At 60.2% G+C, this 19,213-nt stretch carries 14 protein-coding genes and 4 tRNA genes; 2 read left to right on the top strand and 16 right to left on the bottom strand.

Annotated features, from left to right (window positions below; all coding sequences use genetic code 11):
• Window positions 1–70 precede the first annotated feature (70 nt).
• The 13 genes from rpoC to GR183_RS03920 all read right to left on the bottom strand — a co-directional run bounded on the left by rpoC (window position 71) and on the right by GR183_RS03920 (window position 14,151).
• Window positions 71–4,270, bottom strand: a complete 4,200-nt coding sequence (gene rpoC / locus GR183_RS03980; RefSeq protein WP_160774315.1) for a DNA-directed RNA polymerase subunit beta' — start codon at window positions 4,268–4,270, stop codon at window positions 71–73.
• A 102-nt stretch (window positions 4,271–4,372) separates the two neighbouring features.
• Window positions 4,373–8,518, bottom strand: coding sequence for a DNA-directed RNA polymerase subunit beta (rpoB, locus tag GR183_RS03975; protein WP_160774314.1), 4,146 nt, complete (start codon window positions 8,516–8,518; stop codon window positions 4,373–4,375).
• 225 nt (window positions 8,519–8,743) lie between these two features.
• Complete coding sequence (rplL, locus tag GR183_RS03970) at window positions 8,744–9,124, bottom strand: 50S ribosomal protein L7/L12 (protein WP_160774313.1); 381 nt, start codon at window positions 9,122–9,124, stop codon at window positions 8,744–8,746.
• A 60-nt stretch (window positions 9,125–9,184) separates the two neighbouring features.
• Entirely contained in the window at window positions 9,185–9,703 is a 519-nt protein-coding gene (gene rplJ / locus GR183_RS03965) for a 50S ribosomal protein L10 (RefSeq protein WP_160774312.1), read from the bottom strand.
• Window positions 9,704–10,027: 324 nt separating this feature from the next.
• Window positions 10,028–10,723 carry a 50S ribosomal protein L1 gene (gene rplA / locus GR183_RS03960; RefSeq protein WP_160774311.1) on the bottom strand — a complete coding sequence of 232 codons (696 nt, stop codon included), beginning with the start codon at window positions 10,721–10,723 and terminating at the stop codon, window positions 10,028–10,030.
• Between the two features lie 4 nt (window positions 10,724–10,727).
• Window positions 10,728–11,156 carry a 50S ribosomal protein L11 gene (gene rplK / locus GR183_RS03955; protein ID WP_160774310.1) on the bottom strand — a complete coding sequence of 143 codons (429 nt, stop codon included), beginning with the start codon at window positions 11,154–11,156 and terminating at the stop codon, window positions 10,728–10,730.
• A 150-nt stretch (window positions 11,157–11,306) separates the two neighbouring features.
• A complete protein-coding gene (nusG, locus tag GR183_RS03950) occupies window positions 11,307–11,837 on the bottom strand; it encodes a transcription termination/antitermination protein NusG (RefSeq protein WP_160774309.1) in 531 nt (176 codons plus the stop codon).
• A gap of 35 nt (window positions 11,838–11,872) precedes the next feature.
• Window positions 11,873–12,070 (bottom strand): preprotein translocase subunit SecE, encoded by a 198-nt coding sequence (secE, locus tag GR183_RS03945; RefSeq protein WP_160774308.1) that lies wholly within the window; start codon window positions 12,068–12,070, stop codon window positions 11,873–11,875.
• A 104-nt stretch (window positions 12,071–12,174) separates the two neighbouring features.
• Window positions 12,175–12,250, bottom strand: a tRNA-Trp gene (locus GR183_RS03940).
• Window positions 12,251–12,362: 112 nt separating this feature from the next.
• Entirely contained in the window at window positions 12,363–13,538 is a 1,176-nt protein-coding gene (gene tuf / locus GR183_RS03935; RefSeq protein ID WP_160774307.1) for an elongation factor Tu, read from the bottom strand.
• A 146-nt stretch (window positions 13,539–13,684) separates the two neighbouring features.
• Window positions 13,685–13,758: transfer RNA gene (locus GR183_RS03930), tRNA-Gly, on the bottom strand.
• A 16-nt stretch (window positions 13,759–13,774) separates the two neighbouring features.
• Window positions 13,775–13,859, bottom strand: a tRNA-Tyr gene (locus GR183_RS03925).
• 109 nt (window positions 13,860–13,968) lie between these two features.
• The gene (locus tag GR183_RS03920; protein ID WP_160774306.1) at window positions 13,969–14,151 is read right to left on the bottom strand and encodes a hypothetical protein; all 183 of its coding nucleotides are present in this window, start codon (window positions 14,149–14,151) and stop codon (window positions 13,969–13,971) included.
• Window positions 14,152–14,225: 74 nt separating this feature from the next.
• Here GR183_RS03920 and GR183_RS03915 point away from each other — a divergent pair, with 74 nt between their 5' ends.
• Both GR183_RS03915 and GR183_RS03910 read left to right on the top strand, forming a co-directional pair.
• The gene (locus GR183_RS03915) at window positions 14,226–15,050 is read left to right on the top strand and encodes a TrmH family RNA methyltransferase (RefSeq protein WP_160774305.1); all 825 of its coding nucleotides are present in this window, start codon (window positions 14,226–14,228) and stop codon (window positions 15,048–15,050) included.
• Between the two features lie 163 nt (window positions 15,051–15,213).
• Window positions 15,214–15,289: transfer RNA gene (locus tag GR183_RS03910), tRNA-Thr, on the top strand.
• 260 nt (window positions 15,290–15,549) lie between these two features.
• Here the strand turns inward: GR183_RS03910 and GR183_RS03905 are convergent.
• From GR183_RS03905 to GR183_RS03895, 3 genes are all read right to left on the bottom strand, one after another.
• Window positions 15,550–16,551 carry an ABC transporter permease gene (locus GR183_RS03905; protein WP_160774304.1) on the bottom strand — a complete coding sequence of 334 codons (1,002 nt, stop codon included), beginning with the start codon at window positions 16,549–16,551 and terminating at the stop codon, window positions 15,550–15,552.
• A 27-nt stretch (window positions 16,552–16,578) separates the two neighbouring features.
• Complete coding sequence (locus GR183_RS03900; RefSeq protein WP_160774303.1) at window positions 16,579–18,072, bottom strand: sugar ABC transporter ATP-binding protein; 1,494 nt, start codon at window positions 18,070–18,072, stop codon at window positions 16,579–16,581.
• Between the two features lie 83 nt (window positions 18,073–18,155).
• Window positions 18,156–19,103, bottom strand: a complete 948-nt coding sequence (locus GR183_RS03895; protein ID WP_160774302.1) for a sugar-binding protein — start codon at window positions 19,101–19,103, stop codon at window positions 18,156–18,158.
• Window positions 19,104–19,213: the final 110 nt, after the last annotated feature.

The following is a 19,213-nucleotide window of genomic DNA, read 5'->3' as shown; positions in this document are numbered from 1 at the left end:
TTCGTTCTGGAGGAAACGAAAAAGGGCCGCGAGGGCGGCCCTTTCCCAATTTATTCGAGGGAGAACGGGATTATTCCGCCGCTCCACTCAGATCCTCGATCATCGCTTCAGCTTCCGCAGCGTTTGACTGCGCCTTCCGCGCTTCGAGGATCAACTCGTCGCGATGCTGGGCGACCTGCCGGATGCGGTTCATCATGCCACCCGTGCCGGCCGGTATCAGCCGGCCGACGATGACGTTCTCCTTGAGACCGACCAGCGGGTCGATCTTGCCGTTGACCGCGGCCTCGGTGAGGACACGCGTCGTCTCCTGGAAGGACGCGGCGGAGAAGAACGACCGGGTCTGCAACGACGCCTTGGTAATGCCGAGCAGAACCGGGACACCGCTTGCCGGAGCGCGGGCGTTGTCGACCGCCCTCTGGTTGATCTCTTCCAGCTCAAGCCGGTCGACCTGCTCGCCCGAGAAGAGCTCCGTCTCGCCGGCATCGGTGATCTCAACCTTCTGCAGCATCTGGCGAACAATCACCTCGATGTGCTTGTCGTTGATCACCACGCCCTGCAGGCGGTAGACCTCCTGGATCTCATTGACGAGATAAGCCGCGAGCGCCTCAACGCCCTTGACCGCCAGAATGTCATGCGGTGCCGGGTTCCCGTCGAGAATATATTCTCCCTTCTCGATGACGTCGCCTTCCTGCAGGTGGAAGTGCTTACCCTTCGGAATGAGATACTCGACCGGCTCCATATCCTTTTCGTGCGGTTCGATCACGATGCGGCGCTTGTTCTTGTAGTCGCGCCCGAAGCGGATCGTACCGTCGATTTCGGCGATGATGGCGTGATCCTTCGGACGACGTGCCTCGAAGAGCTCGGCAACACGCGGCAGACCGCCGGTGATATCCTTCGTTTTCGCGCTTTCCATCGGAATACGCGCAAGAACGTCGCCAGCCTTTACCTCGTCCCCCGGCTGGATCGACAGGATCGCATCCACCGAGAGCAGCACGCGGGCGTCGCCACCACGTTGCAGCTTGATGATCTCGCCCTTCTTGTCCTTAACGACCATCGCGGGTTTGAGATCCTGACCGCGCTGCGAGGTGCGCCAATCGATAACGACACGCTTGGTGATACCGGTCGCCTCGTCGGCCGTTTCCTGAACGGATGCACCGTCGACCAGATCCTCGAAGCCAACCACGCCGTCAACCTCGGTGAGGATCGGGCGGGTGTAGGGATCCCACTCGGCGATGCGCTGGCCGCGCTTGATGGAATCGCCTTCGTCGACGTGCAGGCGAGCACCGTACGGCACGCGGTGCACCGCCCGCTCGTTCCCTTCGCCGTCAACGATCAGGATGGCCATGTTACGGGCCATGGCGATCATCTTGCCGGAAGAATCGCGGACGACGTTCCGATTGCGGATCTTTACCGTGCCTTCGAAGTTCGACTCGATGAAGGAGCTATCGACAACCTGCGCCGTGCCGCCGATGTGGAAGGTGCGCATCGTAAGCTGCGTACCCGGCTCACCGATCGACTGGGCGGCGATGACGCCGACCGCTTCACCGATGTTGACCGGCGTGCCACGCGCAAGGTCGCGGCCGTAGCACGCACCGCAAACGCCAAGCCTCGTCTCACAGGTAAGCACGGAGCGGATCTTGATCGACTGGATCTTTGCTGCCTCGATCAGGTCAACCGCCTTTTCATCGATCATGACGCCCCGGGCGACGATCACCTCACCGGTTGCGGAATTGATGACGTCTTCCGCGGCGGTGCGGCCAAGCACGCGCATCCCGAGGCTCGCGATGACGTTGCCGGCATCGATGATCGGCGCGACCGTGATGCCGCCTTCCGAACCGCAGTCCTCCTCGACGATGATGGAATCCTGCGCGACGTCGACAAGGCGACGGGTCAGGTAACCGGAGTTGGCTGTCTTCAAGGCGGTGTCGGCAAGCCCCTTGCGGGCACCGTGCGTCGAGTTGAAGTACTCGAGCACCGACAGACCTTCCTTGAAGTTCGAAATGATCGGGTTCTCGATGATCTCGCCCGACGGCTTGGCCATGAGGCCACGCATGCCGGCTAGCTGCTTCATCTGCGCCGGCGAGCCACGGGCACCGGAGTGCGACATCATGTAGACCGAATTGATCTGCTTCTGACGTCCGGTCTCCTCGTCGCGCACGACGGCAGAAATGCGCTTCATCATCTCGTCGGCAACGCGATCCGTGCATTTCGCCCAGGCATCGACGACCTTATTGTACTTCTCACCCTGGGTGATCAGGCCGTCGTTATATTGCTGCTCGTATTCCTTGACCAGTTCGGCCGTCTCGGCAACGAGGCCCGCCTTGGTTTCCGGAATGAGCATGTCGTCCTTGCCGAACGAGATGCCGGCGCGGCAGGCATGGTTGAAACCGAGGCCCATCACGCGGTCGCAGAAGATGACCGTCTCCTTCTGACCGCAGGCGCGATAGACGGTGTCGATCATCTTGGAGATGTCCTTCTTCGTCATCAACTTGTTGCAGACGTCGAAGGGAACCTCGTGGTTCTTGGGCAGAAGGTCGCCGATAATCAGGCGCCCGGGTGTCGTCTCGTAGATCTGCGAGGTCGGGTTTCCGTCCACATCGACGGAGCGGAACCTACCCTTGACCTTCGAATGCAGGGTAACGGCCTTTGTCTCGAGCGCATGGTAGAGTTCACCCATGTCGCCGAAGACCATGCCTTCGCCCGGCTCACCGTCCGCCATGATCGAGAGATAGTAGAGACCAAGCACGATATCCTGCGACGGCACGATGATCGGACCGCCGTTCGCCGGATGCAGGATGTTATTCGTAGACATCATCAGCGTGCGCGCTTCCAGCTGGGCTTCCAGCGAAAGCGGTACGTGGACGGCCATCTGGTCGCCGTCGAAGTCGGCGTTGAAGGCCGAGCAGACCAGCGGATGAAGCTGGATCGCCTTGCCTTCGATCAGCGTCGGCTCGAACGCCTGAATGCCGAGACGGTGCAGCGTCGGCGCACGGTTCAGAAGAACGGGATGCTCGCGGATGACCTCGTCCAGGATGTCCCAGACTTCCGGACGCTCCTTTTCCACCAGCTTCTTGGCCTGCTTGACCGTGGACGACAGGCCTTTCGCATCAAGCCGCGAATAAATGAACGGCTTGAAGAGTTCCAGCGCCATCTTCTTCGGCAGGCCGCACTGATGCAGCTTCAACTCCGGCCCGACGGTGATCACCGAGCGGCCCGAATAGTCGACACGTTTGCCGAGCAGGTTCTGCCGGAAACGGCCCTGTTTGCCCTTCAGCATGTCGGACAGCGACTTCAGCGGGCGCTTGTTGGCGCCCGTGATCACGCGGCCGCGACGGCCGTTGTCGAACAGCGCATCAACAGATTCCTGCAACATGCGCTTCTCGTTGCGGATGATGATATCCGGAGCGCGCAGCTCGATCAGGCGCTTCAGACGGTTGTTGCGGTTGATGACGCGGCGGTAAAGATCGTTCAGATCGGACGTTGCGAAACGGCCACCATCAAGCGGCACCAGCGGGCGAAGATCCGGCGGAATGACCGGAACGACCGTCAGAATCATCCACTCAGGCCGATTGCCGGAATCGAGGAACGCCTCGACAACCTTGAGACGCTTCGCAAGTTTCTTCGGCTTCAGTTCCGTCGTCGCCTCTGCGATTTCCTGACGGATCTGGTCGCGTTCCTTTTCAAGGTCGAGCGACATCAGGATCTCGCGGATGGCTTCCGCGCCGATCATCGCCGTGAATGCATCCTCGCCATATTCGTCCTGGGCGTTGATGTAGTCTTCTTCGGACAAGAGCTGATGCTGCTTGAGCGGCGTCAGGCCCGGCTCAATGACAACGTAATTCTCGAAGTAGAGAATGCGCTCCAGATCCTTCAGCGTCATGTCGAGCAGGAGACCGATGCGCGAAGGCAGAGACTTCAGGAACCAGATATGGGCTACGGGTGCAGCAAGCTCGATATGACCCATCCGGTCGCGGCGGACACGCGACAGGGTCACTTCCACACCGCATTTTTCGCAGATGACGCCCTTGTACTTCATGCGCTTGTATTTGCCGCACAAGCACTCATAATCCTTGATCGGCCCGAAAATTCGCGCACAAAAAAGTCCGTCACGCTCCGGCTTGAACGTGCGGTAGTTGATTGTTTCGGGTTTCTTGATCTCGCCGAACGACCAGGACAGGATTTTCTCCGGGCTGGCGATCGAAATCTTGATCTCATCGAAGGTCTGCGCAGGAGCCTGTTGGTTGAACAGGTTCATGACCTCATGATTCATGGGTTCTCTCCTCAGATGCACGGACGGGGAGCATGGGCCGTGCCCCACTCCCCTTGCCGGCAATGCAGCATTTCGTAATACGGCTGGACGGGCGGAGCACTATCACTCCGCCGCATCAACCGCCGGAACATCATCCTGCCCAACGGGCTGGCCTTGCTCACTGTTTTGCAATTCGACATTCAGGCCAAGCGAGCGCATTTCCTTCACAAGCACGTTAAAGCTCTCCGGAATGCCCGCCTCGAACGTGTCGTCGCCACGCACGATCGCCTCATAGACCTTGGTACGGCCAGCGACGTCATCGGATTTCACCGTCAGCATTTCCTGAAGGGTATAGGCGGCACCGTAGGCTTCCAGCGCCCAGACCTCCATTTCGCCGAAACGCTGACCACCGAACTGCGCCTTGCCGCCCAGCGGCTGCTGGGTAACGAGCGAGTACGGGCCGATTGAACGGGCATGGATCTTGTCATCGACCAGATGGTGCAGCTTCAGCATGTAGATATAGCCGACGGTCACCTTGCGGTCGAACACCTCACCGGTGCGGCCATCGAAGAGTTCCGACTGACCCGACGGATCGAGATCCGCCATCTTCAGCATGTCGACGACATCCGGCTCGCGCGCGCCGTCGAAAACGGGTGTCGCGATCGGGACGCCGGCGCGAAGCTGCTCGGCCAGACGAATGACGGACTCGTCATCGTAATCCTTGACCGGTTCGCCCTTCAGATTGTCACCAAAGACCTCATCCAGCGAAACCTTCAGCGGCTTCATCTCGCCCGTCTTGCGATACTGATCGTAAAGCTCGCCGATCTTGCGGCCCATGCCGGCACAGGCCCAGCCGAGATGCGTCTCCAGGATCTGACCGACGTTCATGCGGCTCGGCACACCGAGCGGATTGAGAACGATATCCACGTGGGTGCCGTCCTCGAGGAACGGCATATCTTCGATCGGGTTGATCTTGGACACCACGCCCTTGTTGCCGTGACGACCCGCCATCTTGTCGCCCGGCTGAATCTTGCGCTTAACGGCAACGAAGACCTTCACCATCTTCATGACGCCGGGGGGAAGCTCGTCACCGCGCTGCAGCTTTTCGACCTTGTCGATGAAACGCTGCTCAAGGCGCTTGCGGCTTTCGTCATATTGGCCGCGCAGGGCCTCGACTTCGCTCATAAGGCGCTCGTCCTCAACCGCGAACTGCCACCACTGCGAACGCGGATACTCGTTCAGCACGTCGCCGTCGATGCCGCTGTCCTTCTTGAAGCCCTTCGGGCCCGCAACCGCGGTCTTGCCGATCAGCATCTCCGCGAGACGACCGTAGACGTTGCGGTCCAGAATTGCCTGCTCGTCATCGCGGTCCTTCGCGAGACGCTCGATCTCCTCGCGCTCGATCGCCATCGCGCGCTCGTCCTTCTCCACACCATGGCGGTTGAAGACGCGCACTTCCACGACCGTACCGGTGACGCCCGGCGGCAGGCGGAGCGAAGTATCGCGAACATCCGACGCCTTTTCGCCGAAGATGGCGCGCAGAAGCTTTTCCTCCGGCGTCATCGGGCTCTCACCCTTCGGCGTGATCTTGCCGACCAGAATATCGCCCGGCTTAACCTCGGCACCGATGTAGACGATGCCGGCCTCGTCGAGGTTCTTCAGCGCTTCTTCCGAAACGTTCGGAATGTCGCGCGTGATTTCCTCCGGCCCAAGCTTCGTATCACGCGCCATCACCTCGAATTCCTCAAGATGGATGGACGTAAAGACGTCGTCGCGCACGATCCGCTCGGAAAGCAGGATCGAATCCTCAAAGTTGTAACCGTTCCAGGGCATAAACGCGACGAGCACGTTTCGGCCGAGCGCTAGGTCGCCGAGGTCCGTCGACGGTCCGTCCGCAATGATGCCGCCCTTCTCGATCACGTCACCCACGCGCACCAGCGGACGCTGGTTGATGCAGGTGTTCTGGTTGGAACGCTGGAACTTCTGCAGCCGGTAGATATCCACGCCGGACTTGGAAGGATCGAGCTCTTCCGTCGCACGAATAACGATACGCGTCGCGTCGACCTGATCGACCACGCCAGCGCGGCGCGCGGCAATCGCCGCACCTGAATCCCGCGCGACGATCGGCTCCATGCCGGTACCTACGAACGGCGCCTCGGCACGCACGAGCGGCACGGCCTGGCGCTGCATGTTCGAACCCATGAGCGCGCGGTTGGCATCGTCATTCTCAAGGAACGGAATAAGCGCTGCCGCAACCGAAACCAGCTGCTTGGGCGAAACATCCATGAACTCGACGCGGTCCGGCGAAACAAGCATGTTCTCACCGGCGTGACGGCAGGTGATCAGTTCGGAAACGAAGCGGCCGTCGTCATCGATCTCGGCGTTGGCCTGGGCAACGTGGTATTTCGCCTCCTCCATCGCCGAAAGATAGACGACCTCACTCGTCACGCGGCCTTCCTTCACCTTCCGGTACGGGCTCTCGATGAAACCGTACTTGTTGACTCGGGCAAAGGTCGCAAGCGAGTTGATCAGGCCGATGTTCGGCCCTTCCGGCGTCTCGATCGGGCATATGCGGCCATAGTGCGTCGGGTGCACGTCGCGCACCTCGAAGCCGGCGCGCTCGCGCGTCAGGCCACCAGGCCCGAGCGCGGATAGACGACGCTTGTGAGTGACCTCGGACAGCGGGTTCGTCTGATCCATGAACTGCGAAAGCTGCGAAGAGCCAAAGAATTCCCGAACGGCCGCTGCCGCGGGCTTGGCGTTGATCAGATCCTGCGGCATGACAGTGTCGATCTCGACCGACGACATGCGTTCCTTGATCGCGCGCTCCATGCGCAGGAGGCCAACGCGATACTGATTTTCCATCAATTCGCCGACCGACCGCACCCGGCGGTTTCCGAGATTGTCGATATCGTCGATATCGCCCTTGCCGTCGCGAAGATCAAGCAGCGTGCGGATGACGGCAAGGATATCCTCCTTGCGCAGAACACGCACGGTGTCTTCGCACTCAAGATCAAGACGCATATTCATCTTCACGCGACCGACCGCCGAAAGGTCGTAACGCTCCGAATCGAAGAACAGCGACTGGAACATAGCCTCCGCCGTCTCGATCGTCGGCGGTTCACCTGGACGCATGACACGGTAGATGTCGAACAGCGCTTCCTCGCGCGTCTCGTTCTTATCAACCGCCAGGGTGTTGCGGATGTACGGGCCGTTATTGATATGATCGATGTCGAGGACCGGTATTTCCGAAATACCACGCTCCGTCAGACCGGCCAGAAGCTTCTCGGTAATTTCGTCGCCCGCTTCGGCATAAATCTCACCGGTCGACGGCTCGACGAGATCCTCGGCGATATACTGGCCGTGAAGGTCCTCATTGAGAACCTTGAGCGAGGTGATGCCCTTCTCGGTCAACTGACGAATCGTACGAGCGGTAATCTTGCGTCCCGCCTCGACGACGATCTCGCCCGAATCCGCGTCGATCAAATCATAGTCGGCCTTGGCACCCTTGAGGCGCGAACCGTCGAACGGCATGCGCCAGCTCGTTTCGTCGATGCGATCGTACTCGATCCGGTTGTAGAACGTGTTGAGGATTTCCTCGCCATCCAGACCAAGAGCCATCAGAAGCGACGTAACCGGAATCTTGCGACGGCGGTCGATACGCGCATAGACGATGTCCTTGGCATCGAACTCGATGTCGAGCCAGGAACCGCGATACGGAATAATACGGGCGGCGAAGAGCAGCTTGCCCGACGAATGGGTCTTGCCCTTGTCGTGGTCGAAAAAGACGCCCGGCGACCGGTGCATCTGGGATACGATGACACGCTCGGTACCGTTGACGACAAAGGTGCCATTGTCTGTCATGAACGGCATATCGCCCATGTAGACATCCTGCTCCTTGATGTCCTTCACGGATTTCGCGCCGGTCTCTTCGTCCACATCGAAAACGATCAGGCGCAAGGTGACTTTGAGCGGCGCGGCAAAGTTCATGCCCCGCTGCCGACACTCCTCAACGTCGTATTTCGGCGCTTCGAATTCGTAACGCACGAACTCCAGAAGCGCAGTACCTGCGAAATCGGAAATCGGGAACACGGACCGGAAAACAGCCTCAAGACCATCCTCGACACGCCCGCCCTCGGGCTCGCCGACTTGCAGAAACTGGTCGTAGGACGCTTTTTGAACCTCAATCAGGTTCGGCATTGCCGCGACTTCGCGGATTGATCCGTAATATTTACGGACCCTTTTGCGACCGTTGAACGTGTGCGCCATTGTCGCTCCTCGTATCGATCAGGTGACGGCTCTCCGAAACGCCGCTCGACTGTCCACCCGGCTACGTCAAACACCCGTTATTTCAGGCATTTGCGCCCGAGGGCAGCGCGCCCCTTCGGAAAGCCGTCCCCAGTGGGACGGACGCCCCGGATCGGGTAATCCCGCCGGGGTCTTGAAACGGGCGGCCCCGGAGACAACCCCGGGACCGCGTGGGCCAAAGCCCGATTACTTCAGCTCGACCTTGGCGCCAGCTTCTTCGAGCTTCGCCTTGAGCTGCTCGGCCTCGTCCTTGTCGACGCCTTCCTTGACGGCCTTCGGAGCGCCTTCGACCAAGTCCTTGGCTTCCTTCAGGCCAAGACCGGTGATCGCACGCACTTCCTTGATGACGTTGATCTTCTTGTCGCCGGCGCTGGCGAGAATGACGTCGAACTCGGTCTTCTCTTCAGCAGCGGCGGCATCACCACCACCAGCAACACCAGCTGCAGCAACGGCGACCGGAGCAGCGGCGGATACGCCCCACTTCTCCTCAAGCATCTTCGACAGCTCAGCGGCTTCCATGACCGTGAGCGAGGACAGTTCTTCAACGATCTTTTCGAGATCAGCCATTTTTCATCTACCTTCAGGTTCGAACCGATATTGGTTTCGACAGTGCTTGTTTCAGTCGCCTTACGCGGCTTTGTCCTTCTCGGCATACGCATTGAAGACGCGGGCAAGCTGCCCGGCCGGTGCGTTGACGACCTGTGCGATGCGGGTTGCCGGGGTGCTGATCATGCCCACCAGCTTCGCCCGCAGCTCGTCGAGCGACGGCATGGTGGCCAGGGACTTGACCCCATCCGCATCAAGGTTCGTCGAACCGAGAGCACCACCAAGGATCACGAGGCTATCGTTCGTCTTGGCAAAATTCGCAACCGCCTTGGGGGCAGCGATCGGATCGTCCGAATAGACGAGAACCGTCGGCCCCTCCAAAAGGTCGCTCATGTGCTCCAGGTCAGTGCCTTGAAGGGCAAGCTTCACAAGGCGGTTCTTGGCGACACGGACGGACCCGCCGGCTTCACGCACATCCGCCCTCAGGGCGTTCATCTGCGCAACCGAAAGACCCGCATAGTGCGCAACGACGACAACGCCGGTGTTGGACAACACCCCGTTGAGCGACGCTACGAACTCGCGCTTTTCCGCTCTTTCCACTTGCCTACTCCAGTTTGACGGCGAAACCGCCGTCGTTTTGTCTTTGCCGCTTTACGCACGGTCGGAACCGCACGCCAAACGACGCCGAGGTTCCTGCCCCCTCGTCCGCAACCAGCGGCAAGGACAAACGGTTCGAACCGAAATCACAACCCGTGAACGGGCGGCAAAATCCGGTTCTTACCCGTCTATGCAGGCCCCTTCAGGGCTTAAGCCGTGGCCAGTCATTTACGACCGGACACCACACCTGCAGTCTCGGACAGGGATGCCCGCCGTATCCGGCGGGCGTATCCGCCCGGCATATTGCCGGGCGAAAGGTCATCGCGCTCAGGCCGTAACCGACGCGGGATCAATCTTCACACCGGGACCCATGGTCGACGACACCGCCAGACGCTTCAGATAGGTCCCCTTGGCACCGGACGGCTTTGCCTTGATCACGGCATCCAGCAGTGCCTTGAGATTTTCGGAAAGCTGCTCCTCCGTGAAGGAAGCCTTGCCAACACCGGCATGGACGATGCCCGCCTTTTCGACGCGGAACTGAACCGCGCCGCCCTTGGCGTCGTTGACGGCAGCCGTCACATCCGGCGTAACCGTGCCGACCTTCGGGTTCGGCATCAGGCCGCGCGGACCGAGGACCTTACCGAGACGCCCCACGAGCGGCATCATGTCCGGCGTGGCAATGCAACGATCGAAGTCGATCTTGCCGCCCTGGATCTCCGCAACCAGCTCTTCGGCCCCGACGATGTCGGCGCCGGCTGCCTTGGCTTCCTCGGCCTTGTCGCCGCGCGCGAAAACCGCAACGCGGACGGTCTTGCCGGTGCCGTTCGGCAGCACGCAGACGCCACGCACCATCTGGTCTGCATGACGCGGATCGACGCCGAGATTGATCGCCACCTCGACCGTTTCGTCGAACTTCGCCTTCGCACGCTCCTTCACGAGGCCAAGCGCCTCACCGAGAGGATAAAGCTTTTCGCGCTCAATTCCGTCGCGGGCTGCAGCGACGCGCTTTCCTACCTTTGCCATCGTCTTACCCCACAACCTCGATGCCCATGGACCGCGCCGAGCCTTCGACCATGCGAACGGCGGCGTCTACGTCGTAGGCGTTCAGATCCTTCATCTTGGCTTCGGCAATCTCACGCACCTGTGCGCCCGTCACCTTGCCTACGGTTCCGCGGCCCGGCGTCTTGGAGCCCGACTTGAGCCCGGCAGCCTTCTTCAAGAAGAAGCTGACCGGCGCCGTCTTCACCTCGAACGTGAAGGACTTGTCCGAGTAGTAGGTGATAATCGTCGGGCACGGCGCGCCCTTCTCCGCATCCTGGGTCTGCGCGTTGAACGCCTTGCAGAACTCCATGATATTGAGACCGCGCTGACCGAGCGCAGGCCCGATCGGCGGGGACGGCGTCGCGGAGCCGGCCGGCACCTGCAACTTTATGTAACCTGCAATTTTCTTCGCCATTCTCTTCTCCGTGATGGCAACGCCGGACAAACCCGGCCGTCATGGAGTTGGTGGTGCGGCTTATCCCTGGCATCCGGCGAACCGACGCCCGAGGGCCTCCCACCCAACACTTTGCCGGAAATCCGGCGACCGTCCGAAGACGGTGAACGGTCAGACCTTCTCGACCTGACCGAATTCCAGTTCGACCGGAGTTGCCCGGCCGAAAATAGATACCGCGACCTTAAGCCGCGCACGCTCATCATCGACCTCTTCGACATGGCCGGAGAACGACGCGAACGGCCCATCTGCCACACGAACCTGCTCACCCACCTCGAAGCTGACCGACGGCTTGGGCCTATCGACGCCCTCCTGTACCTGATGCAGAATGCGATGAGCTTCCGCATCGGAGATAGGCACCGGCTTCTGGTCCGCACCGAGAAATCCGGTCACCTTGGGGGTATTCTTGATCAGGTGGTAAGCTTGGTCCGTCATGTCCATTTTCACGAGCACATAGCCCGGAAAGAACTTGCGCTCCGTATCGACCTTACGGCCCCGCCGCACCTCCACGACCTTCTCGGTCGGGACGAGAATCTCTTCGAACAAATCGTCAAGGCCCTGTTGAGACGCCTTCTCCCGAATGGCATCTGCGACCTTTTTCTCAAAGTTCGAATAGGCGTGGACGATATACCAGCGCTTGGCCATTGACCTCTGATCCGATTGTGTTTCCGGGTGCGGCGTCAGTTGCCGACTCCAAGCAGCAAGCCCACACCCCAGCCCATCGCCTGATCAGCGAGCAAAAAGAAGATCGAGGCAATGAAAACCATAATGAAAACCATTACGGTGGTCACCGCCGTCTCCCGACGCGTCGGCCAAGTGACTTTGGACACCTCCGAGCGTACCTGCTGAATAAATGTGAAAGGATTGGATTTCGCCATTCCGCTATCGGCCTAACTCAAGACGCGCGGGCGCGCGGATGGGTCCGCGCGCCTGCCCGAAAGCCCTACTTAAAGCCTATTGGCTTCGCGTTCAAGAGCAAAAGTGGCAGGGGCGGAGGGTCTCGAACCCCCGACCTGCGGTTTTGGAGACCGCCGCTCTTCCAACTGAGCTACACCCCTGTATTTGCCAAGACTGGCAGATACTTTTGCTAGTTCCGGTTTTGCAAAAGATCAAGCCAAAACCGGGAAAGGAAACGCCGCCGGGCGTTTAGCCCGGCGGCACTCGAATTCGTTACTCGATGATTTTCGCGACGACGCCGGCACCGACGGTGCGGCCGCCTTCGCGGATGGCGAAGCGGAGGCCTTCCTCCATGGCGATCGGCACGATAAGCGTCACCGTCACCGAGACGTTGTCGCCCGGCATCACCATCTCGGTGCCTTCCTCAAGCTCAACAACGCCCGTCACGTCCGTCGTGCGGAAGTAGAACTGGGGACGGTAGTTGGTGAAAAACGGCGTGTGCCGGCCACCTTCTTCCTTCGTCAGGATGTAGGCCTCGGCCTTGAACTTCGTGTGCGGCGTAACCGAACCCGGCTTGCACAGAACCTGACCGCGCTCCACGTCCTCGCGGCCAATGCCGCGAAGCAGCGCGCCGATGTTGTCGCCAGCCTCGCCCTGGTCGAGCAGCTTGCGGAACATCTCGACGCCCGTCACCGTCGACTTCTGCGTGTCGCGGATACCGACGATCTCGATTTCCTCGCCCACCTTGACGACGCCGCGCTCGACGCGGCCCGTCACAACCGTGCCGCGGCCCGAGATCGAGAACACGTCCTCGATCGGCATCAGGAACGGCTGATCGCGCGGACGCTCAGGCGTCGGGATGTAGTCGTCGACGGCCTTCATCAGCTCGGCGATCTTCTCCGTGCCGATGTTGTCGTCGCGGCCCTCAAGAGCGGCAAGCGCCGAACCCGCGACGATCGGAATGTCGTCGCCCGGGAAGTCATAGGACGACAGAAGCTCGCGAACCTCGACCTCGACCAGTTCCAGAAGCTCCGGATCGTCAACCTGGTCGACCTTGTTCAGGAACACCACCAGCGCCGGAACGCCGACCTGGCGGGCAAGCAGGATGTGCTCGCGCGTCTGCGGCATTGGGCCGTCGGCCGCCGAAACCACGAGGATCGCGCCGTCCATCTGCGCCGCACCCGTGATCATGTTCTTCACGTAGTCGGCGTGGCCAGGGCAGTCGACGTGCGCATAGTGACGCGCATCCGTCTCATACTCCACGTGCGCCGTCGAGATCGTGATGCCGCGTGCACGCTCTTCCGGAGCCGCGTCGATCTGGTCGTAAGCCTTGAACTCGCCGTACTGCTTCGTAATCGCAGCCGTCAACGTCGTTTTGCCGTGGTCAACGTGGCCAATCGTGCCAATGTTAACGTGCGGCTTATTGCGCTCAAACTTCTCTTTCGCCATCGGCGTCGCTCTCTGTCCAATCCGCTGTTCTGTCGATCGGTCTCGGCACGCTTATGGCTTTCGACCGTGGTGGAACGATTGTCCCAATGACATAGGACCATGCACCGCGTGGCGTACCCTAGTCACTTCCGGTTTCGCCCGGCAGGTGGAGCGGGTGAAGGGAATCGAACCCTCGTCGTCAGCTTGGAAGGCTGCTGCTCTACCATTGAGCTACACCCGCACATCCGACCATAGGGTGGTGGAGGAGGTTGGATTCGAACCAACGTAGGCTGAGCCAGCGGATTTACAGTCCGCCCCCTTTAACCACTCGGGCACTCCTCCGGACCCTATCCTTCGGCCGAAGCTTCCAGGATGGCTTCACGGCAACACCCCCGCAATCAAGGCGGGGCCGATCCCGTGGCGCGTGTTATGCAGATCGGGCCCGAGGGTGTCAACGCAGTTTTTGACTGTTTTTAAATTCCCCGGTGAAAAGCTTGCGACGGATGGATGTATCGCGGCGTCTGCCGGCGTTATCCACTTGATGGGCAATTGCATATTTTAGTGTCTGCAAACCTGAACCTTCGATCCGTTCCGCCACATCGTCGCCGTCAGGGGCTTTGCCGGGGCGTTTCATCTCATATTCATCACATCCAACCTTTTCACCGCATCCAACCCTAGCGGAGGGCCATACTCCCGGTTGTCGGCGGGATGAAACGGGTTTATGCGATGTGGATGAAAAGCCACCCGCACCGAAATCCGATGCCCGGCCGCCCGGCGAAACCGCGCAGACAGACCGGCACCCCCGAAATGTCCGGCCCGATCCGCCTTTATGGCCTTCATACCGTGGAAGCCGCCTTTGCAAACCCGGAACGCAAGCGCCACCGGCTGTTTGCAACGCCGAACGCCTTGCGACGCCTTCAGGAGCGGGGCGTGTTTCCCGATGTTCCCGTCGAAGAGACGACACCGAAGGGTCTGCAAAAAATGGTCGGGCAGGACGCCGTTCATCAAGGCGTCGTATTGGAGGCGGATCCCCTGCCCGCCTATGGCGTGCGCGAACTCAAGGGCGCGCGACTGGTGCTCGCCCTCGACCAGGTAACCGATCCGCATAATGTCGGCGCCATCCTGCGCTCCGCGGTAGCTCTTGGCGCGGACGCCGTGGTGACCACGGAACGGCACGCACCCGACGAAGGCCCGGTTCTCGCCAAATCCGCGTCCGGCGCGCTCGACCTGATACGTCACGTTCGCGTGAAAAACATGGCTCGCTTCCTCGAAGAGATGGGAGCGCAGGGCTTTCAACGAATCGCTTTGGACAGCGACGGCGAAGCTTCACTGGAGGATACCCCATTCGCCGCAAATGTGGTCCTGGTGCTCGGGTCCGAAGGAAAGGGCGTACGGCAAGGCGTACGCGCCGCTTGCGATCGTCTCGCGAGGCTCGACATGCCCGGAAAGATCCGTTCTCTCAACGTTTCGAACGCTGCTGTTCTTGCGCTCTACATCTCCCGCGCGGGTATGGGACTTCGACCTTCGCCATAGCCGGAAGACAATATGTGAATGCCGCTCTCAAAATCGGTCCAAAGCGGTGGACAGACGGCGGATTTTCCGGCATCTAGGTGCCGGATTACAGTCTGGGAGTGAAATTGCCCGGCTTATTTCCCCGGAAGTTCGCCGCTTCGCGACGACGCCAAAACAAGTTAGCGCCGGTATAGCTCAGTTGGTAGAGCACCTGATTTGTAATCAGGGGGTCGCGGGTTCGAATCCTGCTGCCGGCACCAATAAAATCAATTGTTTAGGAAATTGTCGATCCGCGAATCTTGATTCCGGCGTCCAAATAACGTCCAACAGAATTCCGATTTGCGCCTAAACATACCTATTATTCGCATGGGCGCTGCCCTGAAGACTGAAAGTGGCAGTCACAGTACCGCAAGCTTCACCAGAGCGATTTCCAGAAGAGCCATTTCGCTTTCGTGGGAAGCGCTGCGGTATCCGAACTAATCCTCCCATACCATTTCAACCTCGTTTATGAGGCCGTAACCTAATCCGCACGGGTACCGGCGATTGTCCGCAAAGACGCAAGTGCCGCAGCCTGTCTGCGAGCGCTGCGATATCTTGCGAACTGCGTGTCCGCGATGACGCCGATAAGTATGACGCCGCCCATCACGGCGAAGTTTAGCGAAGATGGGATGCCAAGAAGGTTCACGAGGTTCTGAAGGACTTGCAGAAGGATTACGCCCAGAACGACGCCAACGATCGAACCTTCGCCGCCCCGTAGAGAAAACCCTCCCAGTACCGCCGCAGCGATGGCATAGAGTTCGTAGAAATTGCCGTGCGATGCAGGGTGTATCGAGCGCGTATACATTGCGAAGAAAATCGCCGAAAGCGCTGTCAACACCGCGCAGATGATATAGGCCGCTATAATGACGCGAGTGGTCTTGATGCCCGAGAAACGCGCTGCTTCCTCATTCTTGCCAACGGCGTAGAGATGGCGCCCGAAGACCGTCCGGTGAAGCAGCAACCACGAGAACGCCGCCACCACCGAAAACGCGATTATGGAATGCGGGACGCCCGAAGTTCTGCCCGACACCAGCCATTCGAGCCATGGGAACTCGTCTCCGAACGAGAAGCCCGCGGTTCCGTCAGCGGTGTAAAAGCGCGCAATGCCGCGGTAAATGAGCAGCCCGCAGAGCGTGACCACGAACGGCTGAAGCTTGAGCCGGGTGACAAGGAGGCCGTGGAGCAGGCCGATGACCGCACCAAGCACCAGCACGACCACCATCGCAATCGGCCAGGGGATACCCTGGTTGACGATCATGTCGACGAACAAGACCCCCAGGAGGGCGATGACCGACCCGACCGAAAGCTCGATCCCGGCCGTTACTATGACAAAGGCCTCGGCTATGGAAAAAAGGCCAAAAAGCCCTATCAGGTTTGCGGTATTGGCAAGGTTGATCGGCGACAGGAACCGCGGATTCAGAGCAGCGACAGCCGCCGCCACCGTCAGCACCAGAATTGCAAGCCCGATATCCTTCTTCTGCACCTTTGCTCACCTCCCGGCTTCACCCCACTACCCGACCGCCAGCCTCAGGATATTCTGCTCGGTAAGGTCTTCCGGCGGGAGAATACCCGTGACCCGACCTGCGCTCATCACCGCGACGCGGTCCGAGACGCCGATCACTTCTTCCATGTCGCTCGAAATCATCAGGATGGCGACGCCCCTGTCGGCGAGACTTCGCATGAGGGAATAGACTTCGCCCTTCGCGCCCACGTCTATTCCGCGGGTCGGCTCATCCATAATGATCACCTTTGGATCCGTCGCCAGCCACTTCGCCAGCACGACCTTCTGTTGGTTTCCGCCCGAAAGCGAGGAAACCGCGCCCTGAAGCGTCGACGCCTTGATCGCTAGCATTTCCGTCGATACCGCGCCGAGCCGAGCTTCCGCCCTGCGGTCGACGAACCAGCCTTGCCGGAGTTTGCCGAGATTGGGGAGCGAAATGTTGTCGAGCACGGCAAAGTCGAGGATCAGCCCTTCCTCTTTCCGGTTTTCCGGTACGAGGCAGAGACCGGCCTCAATGGATGCTGCGACCGAGTTTGGCGCAAGGCTTTCGCCGTTCAAGGTCACCTCACCCGCGTGCCGCGCGTCGACACCGAAGACTGCCCGCGCCAGTTCGGACCTTCCTGCGCCGACGAGCCCGGCAAGCCCAAGTATTTCGCCAGCGTAGAGTGTCAGGTCGACAGGTATTGACGGATATGCATCGGTTTTCACGCCAACGATCCGCAGTGCGGGTTCGGACCGGGCTGGAACGTGGTGATGCTTGTTGCGCCCGATGTTCCTCCCGATCATCATCTCTACCATCCGGTCCTTCGTGATCTCGTCGCGTGCGAGTTCACCGGCATTCTTGCCGTCGCGCAGGACAATGGCGCGGTCGACGACGCTCTCGATCTCGGGGAGGCGATGGCTAATGAAGAGCACCGCGACGCCGTCCGCTTTAAGCTGACGCATGACGTCAAGCAGGCGCTCTGTCTCCGACAGGGTCAGGCTCGACGTCGGCTCGTCGAAGATAACGAGCCGTGCCTTCATCGAAAGCGCCTTGGCGATCTCGAGTATCTGCTGTTCGGCGAGGGAGAGGTCGGCAACGGAATCCACCGGCCGGAATCTGGCGCCGAGAAGGTCCAGAATGGGGCGAACCTCGCGGGTCATCGCCTGCTGGTCCAGCAGTCGGAACGCTGAGCTCGCGACCTCGCGTCCCAACAGGATGTTTCCTGCGACATCGATATTCGCGAAGGTGTTCAGTTCCTGGTGAACGAAGGCAATGCCATGCGTGGTCGCCTCGCTTGGCGTCAGCGCATCATAGCTTTCGCCGTCGATGGCAATCGCACCGCCGTCCGGGGCTATGGTGCCCCCCAGCACCTTCATCAATGTCGACTTGCCGGCACCGTTTTCGCCGATCAGCCCGACGATCTCGCCTCCTCGGATGTTAAGGCTGACGTGCTGCAGAGCCACGACTCCCGGGTAGACTTTGGTAATCCGGGAGAGCGCCAGATCGATAGGTGGTCTCATCACTGCGATGCTTCCGGGAAAGTTGGGATGCGCGAGGCGACTTTCACGGTTCGCGCACCCCGCTTCAAGTGGGAGGGCACCGCTTATCCGGCAATTCGCGCTTTCAATTCCGCCTCGAAGTCGTCGACGTTCGACTGGTCGATTACTTTGGTCGGAACGATAATCAGCCCGTCCGCCGGAATCCCGGACTTGTCGCCCTCCAGAAAGTCCGCCATCAGATGCATCCCCTGATATCCCCACTGATACGGATCCTGGACGACGGTGCCGGCGAAAGAACCTTGGCGGACCGCACCGAGCGTTACCGGATCCTCGTCGAATGCGATGACGGTAATTTCGCCCAGCTTGCCGGCCGCCTGAAGTGCCTCGTAGATCTTCGGCGGGTTGTAGGAATAGAAGCCCACCATACAGTCGATCTCCGGCATCGCCGCCAGCACGTCGTCAACGTTCGAGCGGGCGCGCGCGAAATCAACATCGTCACCGCGAACATCGACCAGTTCGATCCCCGAACCTTCCACCGCCTCCCGGAAACCCGCGATCCTTTCGACCGCGTTGTCGGCGCCAAGGAAACCAACGAAACCCATACACTTGCCACCGTTCGGCAATGCCTTTTTCGCGATTTCGCCCGCCTGGATGCCCGCCGCCGTGTTTGACGAACCGAGGTAGGCTATGCGGTTGCTCGCAGGGGCATCCGAATCGGTGGTGAAGAGAGGTACCTGCGCGGCGATCCGGTTAAATGCGTCGATCGAAGTCTTCGGGTCGACCGAAGAAATCATGATCGCGTCGGTTCCGGCAGCGACGAGATCGTCCATCAGTGCGTTTTGAAGCGCCGCCGTGCCCTGAGCAGGATACCTGAATTGCAGCTCATAGCCGGGCAACTCCTTCTGAGCAGCGTTCACACCCGCTTCCGCGAGCTTCCAGAAGTCGGAAGCCGCGTTCACGACGAACGCGAGCCTAGGCTTCTCCTGGGCCGTGGCCCCCGTGGCGAATACTGCGACGAGCGCGGCGATTGCAACCGTCCGTATAAGTGTCATTGCCTTCCTCCCATTAGCACTTTCAGCGGCCGAGCTGGAGCCGAATTCATTAATATTACTGCTCGATATCATTAAACCACGCACGCCGAGTACCGACCACTAAGGGCCGG

The sequence above is a fragment of the Stappia sediminis genome, assembly GCF_009826895.1.
Taxonomy (GTDB): domain Bacteria; phylum Pseudomonadota; class Alphaproteobacteria; order Rhizobiales; family Stappiaceae; genus Hongsoonwoonella; species Hongsoonwoonella sediminis.
The sequence above is the reverse complement of the archived record's forward strand: the minus strand, read 5'-3'. Positions and strand labels throughout refer to the sequence as shown.

Bases quoted from the DNA above. Each gene is read 5' to 3' on its own strand.
- rpoC (WP_160774315.1), bottom strand. From the start codon at position 4,270: ATGAATCATGAGGTCATGAACCTGTTCAACCAACAGGCTCCTGCGCAG.
- rpoB (WP_160774314.1), bottom strand. From the start codon at position 8,518: ATGGCGCACACGTTCAACGGTCGCAAAAGGGTCCGTAAATATTACGGA.
- rplL (WP_160774313.1), bottom strand. From the start codon at position 9,124: ATGGCTGATCTCGAAAAGATCGTTGAAGAACTGTCCTCGCTCACGGTC.
- rplA (WP_160774311.1), bottom strand. From the start codon at position 10,723: ATGGCAAAGGTAGGAAAGCGCGTCGCTGCAGCCCGCGACGGAATTGAG.
- rplK (WP_160774310.1), bottom strand. From the start codon at position 11,156: ATGGCGAAGAAAATTGCAGGTTACATAAAGTTGCAGGTGCCGGCCGGC.
- nusG (WP_160774309.1), bottom strand. From the start codon at position 11,837: ATGGCCAAGCGCTGGTATATCGTCCACGCCTATTCGAACTTTGAGAAA.
- secE (WP_160774308.1), bottom strand. From the start codon at position 12,070: ATGGCGAAATCCAATCCTTTCACATTTATTCAGCAGGTACGCTCGGAG.
- tuf (WP_160774307.1), bottom strand. From the start codon at position 13,538: ATGGCGAAAGAGAAGTTTGAGCGCAATAAGCCGCACGTTAACATTGGC.
- GR183_RS03920 (WP_160774306.1), bottom strand. From the start codon at position 14,151: ATGAAACGCCCCGGCAAAGCCCCTGACGGCGACGATGTGGCGGAACGG.
- GR183_RS03915 (WP_160774305.1), top strand. From the start codon at position 14,226: ATGAAACGGGTTTATGCGATGTGGATGAAAAGCCACCCGCACCGAAAT.
- GR183_RS03900 (WP_160774303.1), bottom strand. From the start codon at position 18,072: ATGAGACCACCTATCGATCTGGCGCTCTCCCGGATTACCAAAGTCTAC.
- GR183_RS03895 (WP_160774302.1), bottom strand. From the start codon at position 19,103: ATGACACTTATACGGACGGTTGCAATCGCCGCGCTCGTCGCAGTATTC.